11 protein-coding genes are annotated in these 13,783 nt (G+C 67.7%); 9 read left to right on the forward strand and 2 right to left on the reverse strand.

The window, feature by feature from the left end; genetic code table 11:
• Positions 1–2: 2 nt before the first annotated feature.
• Both VGK32_20845 and VGK32_20850 read right to left on the reverse strand, forming a co-directional pair.
• The gene (locus VGK32_20845) at positions 3–4,115 is read right to left on the reverse strand and encodes a two-component regulator propeller domain-containing protein (protein HEY3384213.1); all 4,113 of its coding nucleotides are present in this window, start codon (positions 4,113–4,115) and stop codon (positions 3–5) included.
• A gap of 251 nt (positions 4,116–4,366) precedes the next feature.
• Complete coding sequence (locus tag VGK32_20850) at positions 4,367–4,504, reverse strand: hypothetical protein (protein HEY3384214.1); 138 nt, start codon at positions 4,502–4,504, stop codon at positions 4,367–4,369.
• 316 nt (positions 4,505–4,820) lie between these two features.
• Here VGK32_20850 and VGK32_20855 point away from each other — a divergent pair, with 316 nt between their 5' ends.
• The 9 genes from VGK32_20855 to VGK32_20895 all read left to right on the forward strand — a co-directional run.
• Positions 4,821–6,047 carry an MFS transporter gene (locus VGK32_20855; GenBank protein HEY3384215.1) on the forward strand — a complete coding sequence of 409 codons (1,227 nt, stop codon included), beginning with the start codon at positions 4,821–4,823 and terminating at the stop codon, positions 6,045–6,047.
• A gap of 162 nt (positions 6,048–6,209) precedes the next feature.
• Positions 6,210–6,446 (forward strand): hypothetical protein, encoded by a 237-nt coding sequence (locus VGK32_20860; protein ID HEY3384216.1) that lies wholly within the window; start codon positions 6,210–6,212, stop codon positions 6,444–6,446.
• Between the two features lie 661 nt (positions 6,447–7,107).
• The gene (locus tag VGK32_20865; GenBank protein ID HEY3384217.1) at positions 7,108–7,752 is read left to right on the forward strand and encodes a hypothetical protein; all 645 of its coding nucleotides are present in this window, start codon (positions 7,108–7,110) and stop codon (positions 7,750–7,752) included.
• A gap of 44 nt (positions 7,753–7,796) precedes the next feature.
• Positions 7,797–9,509, forward strand: coding sequence for a gamma-glutamyltransferase (gene ggt, locus VGK32_20870; protein HEY3384218.1), 1,713 nt, complete (start codon positions 7,797–7,799; stop codon positions 9,507–9,509).
• Positions 9,510–9,532: 23 nt separating this feature from the next.
• Positions 9,533–11,623 (forward strand): alpha/beta hydrolase domain-containing protein, encoded by a 2,091-nt coding sequence (locus VGK32_20875; GenBank protein ID HEY3384219.1) that lies wholly within the window; start codon positions 9,533–9,535, stop codon positions 11,621–11,623.
• Positions 11,624–11,657: 34 nt separating this feature from the next.
• Positions 11,658–11,963, forward strand: a complete 306-nt coding sequence (locus VGK32_20880; GenBank protein ID HEY3384220.1) for a YciI-like protein — start codon at positions 11,658–11,660, stop codon at positions 11,961–11,963.
• Positions 11,964–12,025: 62 nt separating this feature from the next.
• Complete coding sequence (locus VGK32_20885) at positions 12,026–12,856, forward strand: alpha/beta hydrolase (protein ID HEY3384221.1); 831 nt, start codon at positions 12,026–12,028, stop codon at positions 12,854–12,856.
• Positions 12,857–12,875: 19 nt separating this feature from the next.
• Positions 12,876–13,442, forward strand: coding sequence for an isoprenylcysteine carboxylmethyltransferase family protein (locus VGK32_20890; GenBank protein HEY3384222.1), 567 nt, complete (start codon positions 12,876–12,878; stop codon positions 13,440–13,442).
• A gap of 160 nt (positions 13,443–13,602) precedes the next feature.
• On the forward strand, positions 13,603–13,783 hold a 181-nt coding region (locus VGK32_20895), incomplete at its 3' end, for a hypothetical protein (GenBank protein HEY3384223.1).

Here is a 13,783-nt window from a genome sequence, read left to right on the forward strand (position 1 = left end):
TTCTACTCTCCGGATCGGGCACGTGCCACGTCCTGCAGGACCTTCGACAGTTCCACCGCGTCAATGGGCTTCGACAGGTACCCGTCCATGCCCGCCTCCAGGCACCGCTCGCGATCGCCGGACATCGCATGTGCCGTCATGGCGTAGATCGGCACGTGCCGCGAACCGCCCGCCTCCTCGGCCCTGATGGCCCGCGTGGCCTCGAGGCCGTTCATCTCGGGCATCTGGACGTCCATCAGGATGAGATCGAACCGTTCGTGCCGCGCCCTCGCGACCGCCTCCGTGCCACTGACGACAAGCGACGCGCGGTGGCCGCGCTTCTCGAGGAGGCGAGTCGCCAGTTTCTGGTTCACGGCATTGTCCTCGGCGACGAGGACGCTCAACGCCACACCGTGCTCGCGGAGCGAGTGCCGCGTCACGAGCGTGGTCGAGATCTGCGCAACGTCCGGCCGAGGTCCGAGCACCGCGACGACGGTGTCCAGGAGGTCGGACTCCCGGATTGGTTTGGTGAGATACCCCTGAATGCCCGCCTGTCGGCACCGCGCCGCGTCACCCGGCTGTCCGGCCGATGTCAGCATGATCAGCGCCGGCGCCGCATGCGTGGGGTGTTGGCGGATCTGTCCAGCCACGGCAAACCCGTCCATCTCGGGCATCATGGCGTCGATGAGCGCCAGCCGGAACGGCGCGCCCGCGGCCACCGCTCCATCGAGAGCGGCGATTGCCGCCACGCCGCCATCGACACAGACCGGTTCCATCCTCCAACGGCGCAGCGTGTGGAGCAGCAGACGGCGGTTCACTTCGTGGTCGTCGACGACCAGCACGCGAAGGCCCACGAGCGTCTCATCGTCGGCGGGAACGAGTGCCGGAAGTTCGTGCGCCACGCCGAACTGGACGTCGAAGGAGAACGTGCTGCCACCGCTCGGACGGCTGGCGACTTCGATCCGCCCTCCCATCAGTGAGATCAGGCGCTGCGAAATCGCCAGGCCGAGACCGGTGCCGCCGTAGCGTCGCGTGGTCGATCCATCCACCTGCACGAACGCTCCGAAGATCGCCTCGAGCTTGTCGGCCGGAATCCCGATACCGGTGTCATGGACGCGAAATCGCAGCACGACATCTCCGTTGGCCGACTGCGGTGCGCCATCTGCGACTTCCACGCTCACCTCGCCCTCGTCGGTGAACTTGATGGCATTGCCCACGAGGTTGAGGAGCACCTGTCGCAGCCGCCCCGGATCGCCCACCACCTGATCGGGCACCGCGTCGGGCACGTGCCACATCAGTTCGAGGCCCTTCTGCTGTGCCCGCACGGCCAGGGTCTTCAGCGTGTCCACGATCAGGGCGCGGAGCCTGAATCCGACGCGTTCGAGATCGAGGCGGCCCGCCTCGATCTTCGAGAAGTCGAGGATGTCGTTGATGATGCTCAGCAATCCCTGCGCCGAATCCCGCACGGTGGAAAGATAGTCGGCTTGTTCGGCCGTCAGTTCCGTGGCGAGCGCCAGTTCGGTCATGCCGACGATGCCGTTCATCGGCGTCCGGATCTCGTGGCTCATATTCGCGAGGAACTCGCTCTTGGCCCGGTTCGCGCCCTCGGCGCGCTCCTTCGCCGCCTCGAGCGCGTCCTGCGTGGCCCTCCGCTCGGCGACCTCGGCCTGCAGCCGATCCTGCGCTTGCCGACGCTCGGCCACCTCGAGTTGCAGGGCGCGGGTCCGCTCGTCGACCATGCGCATCAACTCCCGCTCGCGGACACGAACGCTTCGCATGCGGAGGCCGTACGCCCCCGAAGTGGCGGCCACCAGTCCCGCCAGAATCAACGTCCAGAACCAGGTCGTCTGGTAGACATACGGCCGAAGCTCGAAGGCCGCCGATGCGCCGGTCTCGGACCATCCGAGCGGACTGCTGCTGGCGGTCACCCGGAATGTATACCGGCCCGGCGGCAGGTTCGTGTAGAACGCCGTGCGACGCCCCTGCGCCTCGTTCCAGGTCGTGTCGAAGCCGTCGAGGCGATAGCGATACCGTACCCGCTCGGGCGCGCCCAGACTGATCCCGGTGTACTGGAACTGAATCTCCCGACGTCCGGGCGGCAGGCTGGCGAGGCCGTACGGCGAATACTCGTTGCGGTCGGCCACGAGACGCTGGACGTGCACCAGCGGCGGCTGCGGGTGTTTCGTCAGGGATCCCGGATCGACCGCCACCGCGCCGGCTTGCGTCGAGAACCAGAGGCGGCCGTTGGACGCCCGCCAGGCCGAGGGCTGCGTGCCCCCATTGCATTCGCGTGCCCGCATCCCTTCCGCGTAGCCGTAGGTCGTTGATGTCACGGTGCGCAGCGCGCCGCGGGCGACCGAGCGCAGGTCCGCCTTGGACACCCGGAAGATGCCCTTGTTGCAGGTCATCCACAGGTAGCCGAGCCCATCGTCGAGGATGGCGTAGACCGAGTCGTCTGTCAGTCCGGTCTTGTACGTGATCGACCTGGCCGAACGGCCTTCGATTCGGACGAGGCCTCCGCCGCCGGTCCCGATCCACACCACGCCTTCGGCATCCTCCAGGATCGCGAACACCCGTTGCCGGGCCGATACGTCGGGGACCGTGACCGGCGTCAGACGTCCCTGCTCGAAGCGCACGGCACCGTAGCGCGTGCCGATCCAGAGGACACCCTGCCGGTCCAGCATGAGCGCTCGCACGTCGTTACTGGGCAGGCCGTCTCTGGTGGTCAGGACACTGACCCTGTTGTCGAAGAGGTGCACCAGGCCGTCGTTCACCGTGCCCACCCACAGGCTGCCGTCCGGCGCCGGAAACAGGGAGCGGATGAAGACGAGCGGCACGCCGGCCCGCTGACGATAGGTCGTGAGACGCCCGCCATCCAGGACCGACAAGCCGGTGTCGGTGCCGATCCACACGCGGCCCTTGCGATCGGAGACGATCGCGTTGATCTCGTTGCTGGAGAGTCCGTCGCGGGTCGTGAAGCCCCTTACGCCGCCCGGCGTCATGCGCCAGGCTCCGCCCCGATCCGTTCCAACCCAGATGGCGCCCGTCGAATCTTCGTGCACGCTCCACGCGCCGCCCGGCGCCAGGCCCTCGGGCGCGCCATAATTGAGGAAGACGCTGTCCTTCAGTCGGACCACGCCGCCGCCCTGCATGCCTGCCCAGAGGTTTCCATCGCGGTCGTTCATCAGGCTGGTGACGCGGTTGTACGGCAGGCCGTCGGCCTCGCTCAGCGTCGAGAACTGGCCCGCGTCGAATCGGGCCAGTCCGCCCGCGTCGGTGCCGATCCACAGCACGCCGTGGTCGTCGCGGATCAGCGCCCGAATGTACGGATTCGGCAGGCCGGATCCGGCGCCGAAGTGATCGACGCGGTCGCCCTGCCAGTGGTGCAGGCCGTCGCGTCCGCCGACCCACAAGCCACCCGCCCCGTCGTCGACGATGGCGGAGATCGGCGTCCGCGCGAGTGGATTGCCGCTCGGCAAGGGCACGACTCGGTCGCCTTGAAAGGCCACCAGCCCGCCTCCCGTGCCAACCCACAATCTACCGTCCGGCCCGCCGTAGATGGCCGCGACATCGTCGTGGGGCAGGCCGTCCCTTGTCGAGTAGGTTGTGAACCGCCCGCCGGCGAAGCGCGTGAGTCCACCCCCGAGGGTTCCAATCCAGAGCGTGCCCTTCGAGTCCTCGTAGAGGGCGTAGACATCCTCTCTCGGCAGGCCGTCCTTTGCCCTGTAGGCGGTGAAGCGGCCCTGTGCATAGCGAACGAGGCCTCCGCCGGTACCGATCCAAAGCGTTCCGTCGCGTCCCTCGACGATGCACTGGGTGGTGTTGTGGGGGTAGCCGGGGACGGTCGTCGTGTCGAACGCGGTGAACTCGACGCCATCGAACCTGATCAGGCCCTCCTGTGTGCCGATCCACAGGTAGCCATCCCTGGTTTGGGTGACGGCCAGGACGCCATTCTGCGGCAACCCGTCCTGAATCTGCCAGACTCGGCGGCTGTACTGGGTGAGGGCCCGCCCGCGCTCGAGGGCAAACGAGGGTGCCGCCACGGTCAGCACGACACAGACCGCAGCCAAGGCCAGAACGCCGGGCCGTGTGCCGACCAGGCCCACACCGCCGGTTGAACGCGGGTCAGTGGCCATAGGAAACCGTCGGGCGGGCGCAAGGCCCCCTCCTCTAGAAATCGTCATCGGACGTGCATGCTTGACCCCTGGGCCGTACCTTTGGCGCCAAACGCTGCCGGTTCGCACACGTTGAAGCCCTCCTCGCTGTCGACCGGTGTCGACTTCTTCCACGCCACGGAGCCGTCGATGTCGAGCACCCTGGCGGTGACAGGCAGCCCCGGTACCGTCCCGCCGGAGCAGGCATGGGCGGCCGCGGCATGGGCTTCCGCTCACCGCAGGTGCAGTTCCAGATCGGCTTCCTTCGGTCGCTCGCCGAGACGACCGGCGGGCGGGTGTTTCGAGCGAGTCCCCGGCTGTCGGTCGAGGAAGTGTTCCAGTTGGTTCTCGACGACGCGCGGTCGCGGCATGTGCTGACGTACTCGCCGGACAGACCTGCGTCGGGGTGGCACAAGCTGCAGGTCGAGCTGGCTGGCGCCAGGGGCGATGTGGTGGCACGCCGCGGCTACTTCGTGGCCGGCATTCATCGAGCCACTTCACGGCATCACCTCTCGAACCAGAACGGCCTGATGGGGCTGCGACCGAGCCGTGCTACCCTTCGACTCCGTTGTGTTGCGCGCCTGCCCAGCCCGTGGCGTGCGATGTCGTCCCGCTCCGTTCATCGCCGACCGGCGCCATGCCACGAGCTCGAGGCACAGGCGTGCGCACACGTGGAGAGTTACTCGCATGGCCACCAGGTTCGGGACAGAACCCATTCGTGTCGCGCCGCACCCCTGGATCTGGATGCTGCTCTACTTCCCGCTCGGGTTGGCCATCGGGTTCCCGTCGGTGGCGCTCGGATTCCTCGGGAGCCGTGCCGGTCTCGATGTCTCTGCCGTTGCCGCGATCGTCGGCATGACGTTTCTCGCCGGCGGGTGGAAGTTCCTCTGGGCACCGATTGGCGACTACACGCTGTCGCGCAAGACGTGGTACCTGATTGCCATCGCGTCCATCGCCATCGGCCTTGCCGTGATGACGGCGATCCCCATCTCCAAGGCCACCGCGCCGCTGCTCTCCGCCGTCACGCTGTTGACGACGGTGGCCGGAACGTTCAGCGCCTTCGCGACCGAAGGGCTGATGGCGCACAACGTGCCGACGGCCGCGCGCGGCCGGGCCGCGGGCTGGTTCCAGGCGGGCAACCAATTCGGCCAGACCGCCGGCGGGGGCATCGGGCTCTGGCTCGTGGAGCACTCGCCGGCGCCGTGGGTTGGGGGAGTGGTGCTCGCACTGATTCTCTGTGGCTGCGCGCTCGGGTTGATCGGCCTCGAAGAACCGCCGCGCCACATGGGTGACGCCTCCGTTGGTGCGCGTGTTCGCGATGCATGGCGCGAGTTGACCGACGTGCTGCGCGCCCGTGCCGGGCGGATTGCGCTCATTCTCGCGATCCTGCCCATCGGGACCGGCGCTGCGATGTTTCTCTTCAGTGCAATCGCGCAGGAGTTCCACGCTTCCTCCGACGTCGTCTCCGCGGTCCTCGGTCTGGGCGGCGGGGTGGCGATTGTGGCGGGTTGCTTCGTCGGCGGCCGGCTCGCCGATCGCGTGCCGAAGCCGACCGCGTACGCCGTATCCTGCGGCCTCGGCCTCGTGGCCTGCGTCGTGATGGCGCTGTCGCCGCGGACGTCTGCCGCCTACGGGGCGACCACGCTGCTCTACACATTCACGCTGGGGATGGTCACTGCATCGTTCACCGGACTCGTGCTGGCCATCATCGGCGAGAGCGCGGCGGCGACGAAGATCAACCTCTTCTTCGCGATCAACACGCTGTTCAGCCTCGGCATGCTGAGGCTGGTCGGCTGGGCACACGATGCCTGGTCCACCAACGGCATGCTGATGACCGAAGCGCTCGTCGGCGTGGCAGCCCTCGTGCTCTTCGTCCTGCTGGCCGGTCGCGTGCGCGGAGCCGAGGTGGCGTAGTCGCCCGGTCGCATCTCCTTTTCTGGTGGTACACGCGGTGCCGGTACGGAGGCCTGTCGGTGACGATGCTGACTGCGATTCAGGCGGACATCGTGACACTTGACGTCGATGCCATCGTGAACGCCGCGAACTCATCGCTACGCGGCGGCGGCGGCGTCGACGGTGCGATCCACCGGGCGGCTGGTCCGGCCCTGCTGGCCGAGTGCCGCGCGCTCGGCGGATGCCCGACGGGGGGACGCGAAGATCACGGGCGTCTACGGCTACCCGGTCGGGCTCGCAGCCGGTGTTGCCGTGGACAGCGTCCGCCGCGCGCCTCGCTCGGAGTCCGCGTTCGAACAGGTCATCTTCTGCTGCTTCTCGCGCCGTGACTTCGAGGTCTACGACCGGCTGCTGGCGTGAGCCGTTGTCCTCCGAGTCCGCACCATGACGGACAGATCGAGCGCCCAGGGCGAAGATCTCGCGCACATTCACGACAGAGGATACGGTGATCTGGCGAGGGACTGGTGTGACGCCGGACGTGGCCGTGACACCGGTGGGGGAAGTGTTGAACGACGCCTTCGACCCCGAGTGTTGCCCTTTCGTGGTATGAATCGCCGTCTGCCGAGGAGGCACATCGATGACAGAGACTACCGCCACGCCACGGGCCGGTGAGCAGCCGGTCATCCTCGTCGTCGGCAAGTAGCTACGAGTACGGGAAGATCTCCAAAGCCGTCAGCGGTCGCAGGATTGCTTCGTGGTGATCGTGGACCACGGAAAGGGTCGTCAACAAGGACTGCATCGAGGCGATCGCCGGCCTCGAAGGCGTCAAGAACGCACAGTGGTTCATCCGAAGCAAGATGCAGGATCCGGCCACCTGAGGCCTGGCCGGGAGTGGTGGCACGGCTCGAAACTCGGCCGAGCGGGTCTCGAACTGCTGGGCGAGTTGACGCGGACTTTCTGGTACAAGGATGGCAGACCGGTGTACGCGACGGCGGCGCGGTCCAATGCGCAGCGTTCGGGAAACTCGTCCCCCAGACCGCGGTGTGCAGTGGTCCTGTGCGACGACAACAAACTGTTCGGCATGGAGGTGATTGGACGCGGCAACGCGGCCGCCCACAGGCGTCGCAACTCAGTCGCGAAGCAAGCCCGGCACGCGTGTCACGTGGTGGACCTCGGCCAGCAAAAGGAGCGTGTCAATACCGGGCGCACGTCTGTGCTGTTCGCCAGCCTGATCGCCCAGTTCCTCAGTCCTGGATCGAAGCCGAAGGCCACGCTGGGCACCCAGTGCCAACGGGCCCTGGCCATTGCCTACGATTGGACGAAGACGTCCAGTGGGCCTGGCGGCCAGCCGTCGCATGCGAATCTGCTCGTCGACATCGGGTCGATGGGTTTGCAGCCGACGGGTCCCCAGTCGCCGCCGCAGCCAGCCGGCACCGGAGCATTGCGCGCTCCACGGTACGACGAGCTGTGGCGGGAGTGGATCGACTCCTCGAGGAATATTGGGACCATTGGAAACACGCTGCAACTCTGGCGGGCGGAGGGCTTCGAAGACGTCCGGGGCGACTGCATCTTCGCGTCGAACGTGCCGCACGTGGAGCGTTCCGCGGAACTCAGGCGGCATGTGCTGGTGCCGCCGGATTGGCTCACACCCGCATGGAGGACCAGGGCGGAGGCGACCAGGACGTTGGTGAAGGTCGAGCGACGCGCGCCCGGTCAGGAGGATTAGCTCTTCCGGCGCGGTCCACGTCGGTCGAGTAGAATGGCAATCCGATGAAGACACATATCCCGGTTGCTGCCGCCCTGTTCGTCCTGATCGTGGCCCCGCTGTCCGCCCAGTTGCCGGGCGACCGACCCGCGCCGAACCCTCACGCGACCCGGTCGGTCGTGATGGCGCGCCGCGGCCTGATTGCGACCAGCCAGCCCCTCGCGTCGGCGGCCGGCCTCCAGGTCCTGCGCGAAGGCGGCAACGCCATCGATGCGGCGGTCACGGCTGCGGCCGTCCTCTCGGTCGTCGAGCCGACCATGAATGGCATCGGCGGCGACCTGTTCGCGATTGTCTACGATGCTCGAACCAAGCGCCTCACGGGCCTCAACGCCAGCGGGCGCGCGGGGCGGAACGCGACGCCCGAGGAATTTGCGCGACGCGGTCTGACGGCGGTGCCGGAACGCGGCGTCCTGGCCGTCACCGTGCCCGGCGTCATCGACGGGTGGAGCGAACTGCTCGTGCGCCACGGGACGGTTTCATTGGCGCGCGCGCTCGCTCCGGCGGTCGAGTACGCCCGCGACGGATTCCCGGTATCGGAGATCATCGCCCACCAGTGGCGGCAGACAGCGAAGGATCTCCGGGGCGACCCGGCGGCCGCGCGCACGTTCCTGCTCGATGGGCACGCACCCGCGGTCGGACAGATCTTCCGAAACCCGAACCTGGCAAAGACGCTCGAGCAGATTGCGGCGGGAGGTCGAGACGCCTTCTACCGCGGCTCCGTGGCGGCGGCCATCGTGGCCGATATCAAGCAACGTCAGGGTCTGCTCGATGAGCGCGACTTCGCCGAGCATCGCTCGGACTGGGTCGAACCGATCAGCACGACGTACCGCGGTCACGAGGTGTTCGAACTGCCGCTCAACACACAGGGTTTCGTGACGCTCGAGATGCTCAATATCCTGGAGGGCTACAACCTGGCCGGGCTCGGCCACAATTCCGCCGAGTATCTGCATCTGCTCGTCGAGGCGAACCGGATCGCGTTCGCCGACCGCAACGCGTACCTCGCCGACGCCGGCGCCGTGCCGCCGGCGGTGCAGACGATGCTGATTTCGAAGGTCTACGCGGCCGAGAGACGGAAGGAGATTGCGCGCGACCGGGCTGCGGGGGCCTACCCGGCGGGGCGCCTTCCGGGCGCATCTGCGCCGCCGGCCGGCACCTTCGAGATCACCGCGACGGGCGACACGATCTACCTCACCGCGGCCGACGGACAGGGCAATGTGATCTCGCTGATCCAGTCCCTGTACGACGCGTTCGGCGCGGCGGTCGTCGCCGGGGACACGGGGATTGCGCTCCAGAACCGCGGCACGTTGTTCACGCTGGCGGCCGGGCACCCGAACCAGATCGCGCCGCGCAAGCGGCCATTCCACACGCTCGTACCCGCGATGGTGATGAAGGACGGTCGGCCGTGGCTGTCGTTCGGCGTGATGGGCGGCGACATGCAGCCGCAGGGCCACGTGCAGGTGCTGCTCAACCTGATCGACTTCGGCATGAACGTGCAGGAAGCCGGAGAGGCGGCCCGCTACCGGCTCGCGACGGCCGGGGTGGCGCTCGAATCGGCCATCGGTGTCGAAGCGCGCAACGGATTGACATCGCGCGGGCACACGCTGATCGCGGGGTTCAACATGTGGGGCGGGTTCCAGGGCATTTTGATCGACCCGCGCAGCGGGGTGTTGATGGGCGGGTCCGATCCGCGCAAGGACGGCCTCGCCATCGGCTTCTGAACGACACTGCTGGAGGGAGCGTCATGGTCAACCGTCTGCGTGCTGTTGTCGGGGCCGTCCGAGTCGGCGCGGTCTTGCCCGTTCTGGTCGTCGCGCTCTTCGCCCTGCTCGTCAACACGACTGCCGTCGATGCGCGCGTCGTCAAGGTGGTGGTCGATTCGCGGGCGGCCGTCGCGGGCGGTCTCGCGTTCGGTGCCGCCGGCGCGTACGAGCGGATCGCTGGACGCGTCTTCTACGCCTTCGATCCGTCGAACCCGCAGGACCGGCAGATTGTCGATCTCTCGCTCGCGCCCCGCAATGCGGCTGGGGAGGTCGAGGCCTGGGGCGAGGTCGTCATCCTGCGTCCGGTCGATGCGTCGCGCAGCAGCGGGCTCACCCTGGTCGACGTGACGAACCGCGGCAACCAGACGACCTTCGTGTTTCACCTGGGCGCGCGGCGTGACCTGGCGCCCGACTCGCCCGAGTACTACGGCGACGCGCTCCTGCTGAGACGCGGTGTGACCATCGTCGCCATCGGCTGGCAGTGGGATGTGCCACCGCAGGCCGGCCTCCTGCACTTCCATCCGCCAGCCGTCGGCGGCGCCGACCATCCCGTCACGGGCATGGTGAGGTGCGACGTCACCGTTGACACGCCGACGCGGACGATCTCGTTGGGACACACCGTGGGGGCGTCACGGGCACTGGCCTATCCGGTGGCCGACCAGGATGACGCGGCGAACGTGCTGACCGTGCGCGACGACCCGGTCGGGGAGCGTCGCGTCGTGCCGCGGTCGGCTTGGCGGTTCGCGCGAGAAGATGGCGCCGGAACGGTCACTGACGATCCGCGCTCCATCTACATGGCCGACGGATTCCAACCGGGGAAGATCTACGAGGCGGTCTATCGCGCGAAGGAGGCGGTGGTCGTCGGGACGGGATTGGCGGCGGTGCGGGACATCATCTCGTTCCTGAAATACGACCCGTCGAGCCCGGCGCCGACGCGATTCGGGATCGCCTACGGGGTGTCGCAAACGGGGCGCCTGCTCCGGCACTTCCTCTATCAGGGATTCAACGCGGACGAGCAGGGCCGCCGAGCCTACGACGGCATCTTCTCACACACTGCCGGGGCGGGACGGGGAAGCTTCAACCACCGGTTCGCCCAACCCTCGCGCGACGCGCAGCCGTACACGACGTTCTTCTACCCGACAGATGTTTTCCCCTTCACCAGCGTCGAGGAAGTCGATCCCGACACGGGTGCGCGCGATGGGCTGCTGTCGCACGCGGGTCCAACGGCCAACCTGCCAAAGGTGTTCTACGTGGACGGTGGCTACGAGTACTGGGGGCGTGCGGCGTCGCTGACGCACACGACAGTGGACGGTCGGCACGACGTGGGATTCACGCGGCGCGAGCGCCGCTACGTCATCGCGTCGGCGCAGCATTCCAGCCCCGCGCCGTTCCCGCCGCCGCCTGCCTCTCGCGACCAGGCGGCGCCGTCGTACCGCGGCAACGTGATGGACCAGCGGCTCGCGCTGCGGGCGCTCTTCGTCGCGCTCTCCGATTGGGTGGTGCGCGGAACCCTTCCTCCTCCGTCTTCGTATCCCACCCTTGCGCGCGGCGAGTTGACGTCGTCCGACCGGCTGACGTTCCCGAAGATACCTGGCGTTGCGGTGGCGCGCATCCCGGCGCAGCCGTACCGCATGGACTTCGGCCCCCACTGGACGGACGGCATCGTCGAACTCGAACCGCCTCGTCTCGGCGCGCCGTTCAAGGTGCTCGTGCCCCGCGTGGACGGCTTCGGGAACGACGCAGCCGGCATCCGCAGCGTGGAACTTCGCGTGCCGCTGGCGACCTACCTGCCGTGGCACCTTCGCACCGGGCTGCCGGCGGGAACGGATCGGCTGATGAGTTTCACGGGGACGTTCATCCCGCTTCCCCGGACAGAACGCGGCCGGACAGCCAGCGGTGACGCACGTCCGGCCATTGCGCGTCTGTACCCGAGCCGGGCCGCGTTCCTGACGCGCGTCGATGCGGCTTCGCGCACCCTCGTGCGCGAGCGGTTCATGCTGCCCGGCGACGTCCCTGCCGCCCGCCAGCGGATGGCCGAGACGTGGGACTGGATCGCGCAACAGGATCAGTGACCTGTCGGCCCACCGTGATGACGAGAGGACAGCCATGCACTACCTGTTGTTCTATGACGCCGCCCCGGGGTACGTGGAACGGCGAGCCGAGTTCCGCTCTGCGCATCTGGCGCTGGCCTGGCAGGCGCACGCCCGCAGGGAACTGGTCCTCGGTGGGGCGCTCTCGGATCCGATCGACGGAGCCGTACTCCTCTTTCAAGGCGACTCGCCGGCCGTGGCCGAGCGCTTCGCGGCTGCGGACCCCTACGTGCGAAACGGCCTCGTCTCGAGCTGGCGCGTCCGCGCATGGACGACGGTCGTGGGGGACGACGCGGCGACGCCGATCCGGCCGCCCTCGTAGGCGACGTGGCCGACCGGCGATCTTGACGACAGGCGTGAGCGTGTTCATCCAGGAGAACGACGATGGTGGCAGCGCAGGGCGCCGACCTGTTCTACTCCACGCGCGGCATTGGTCCCGCGTGCCTGGTCCTGACCAGCATTGGCACGAAGCCCTACGAGCGTCTCACGCCCTCGCAACTGAGCGACAGATTCACGCTCGTCTACGTTGACCTGCGCGGCGCCGGGCGGTCGACGGGCGAGCCCGCGGACCTCACCTTCGACGTGCTCGCCGCCGACCTGGAAGCGGTCCGTGCGGATCTCGGGGTCGAGCGCGTCGCCGTTCTGGGGCACTCGATCCTCGGCGCGCTCGCGATCGAGTACGGCCGACGGTGCCCATCCACCGTCTCGCATGTGATTGCCGTGGGCACGCCGCCTCGGGGCGACATGGCCTGGCTCTCGTCCCATGCGGCGTCGTTCTTCGAGCGGGATGCCTCCGACGATCGAAAGCGGCTGTATCGAGCGAACCTGGCCGCGCTGCCTCCGGATGCCACCATGGGTCAGGTGATGGCTGCCCAGACACCGATGCGCTTCTTCGACCCGAGCGTCGATGCTGCGACGTTGTTCGAGGGAGCGGAGGTCAAGCGGCCGTTCTTCGCGCACCTCCTCGGACCGCTCACGGCCACGTGGGATGTGACGGTCGACCCGGGTTCGTTGCAGGTGCCGGTCTTCATCGCTCACGGGCGGTACGATTACACCGTTCCGCACGCGCTGTGGGACGAGGTTGTACCCACGCTTCCACACGCCGTGCTGCAGGTCTTCGAGCGCAGCGGTCATCAACCGTTCTTCGAAGAGCCCGATCGATTCGTGGAGGGCCTGACGAGCTGGATGGCGAGTCAGGGGTCGTTGACTCGCTAGGCCGGCGGCGGCGCATCCCATGTTCAACACCGTCCTCTGGCTCGTCGTTGCCGCCTTCCCAACCTCGGAGATCGTGCTGGCGTTGTTCAAACGCTCTGATTCACGGTCCGCGCAGCCCGAGGATCGCGGCTCGATGCGGCTGCTGTGGCTCGCGATCACGCTCGGTGTCGCCGCGGCGATCGCCGTTGCGCCGATGCGCGCCTTCAGGCTTCCGTTCCCCGGCGACATCGTTCGTGCGCTTGGGGTCGCCGTTCTCGCCGGGGGACTCGTTCTGCGCTGGGTTTCGATCGTCACGCTGGGCCGGCTGTTCACCGTCGACGTCGCCATTCAGCAGAACCACAGCCTGGTCGAACGAGGTCCCTACCGCTTCGTCCGCCACCCCTCCTACTCTGGCCTCCTCGTGGCGTTTCTGGGCCTGGGCTTGTTCTACGTCAACTGGCTCAGCCTGCTCGTACTGATGGTGCCCGTGACGCTGGCCGTCATCAATCGCATTGCCAGGGAGGAACAAGCGCTGGTCGCCGCTCTCGGCCCGGCGTATTCCGCCTACTGTTCCCGCACCAAGCGATTGTTTCCAAGCCTGTTCTAGCAGCGAGACGGAACACGCGTCGGATTGACGGTCACCGGCTGGAACTCGTCGGAGGGTGTACACTCGACCGTCACGTCGAGGCGCGTCTCGAGGATCAGCGGGCAGAGACTTCGACACCTGCGGACACCTCATCATGATCTATCGGACCTAGCGGAGCCCAATGACGACCCGGTCGAAGAAGCCGCCCGCCGGCAACGTCGACGGACCTCCCACCAAGGCGGCCCTCACCGCCATGCTCGGGAGCGCACGTCAGGCATTCGATGCGCTCGCCACCCGCACGGCCGGCGTCACGGCCGAGTGGAAGCGATACTCGAAGACGACGCCCTGGGTGCTCAAGCTGA

It is taken from the genome of Vicinamibacterales bacterium (assembly GCA_036504215.1).
Classification (GTDB): domain Bacteria; phylum Acidobacteriota; class Vicinamibacteria; order Vicinamibacterales; family Fen-181; genus FEN-299.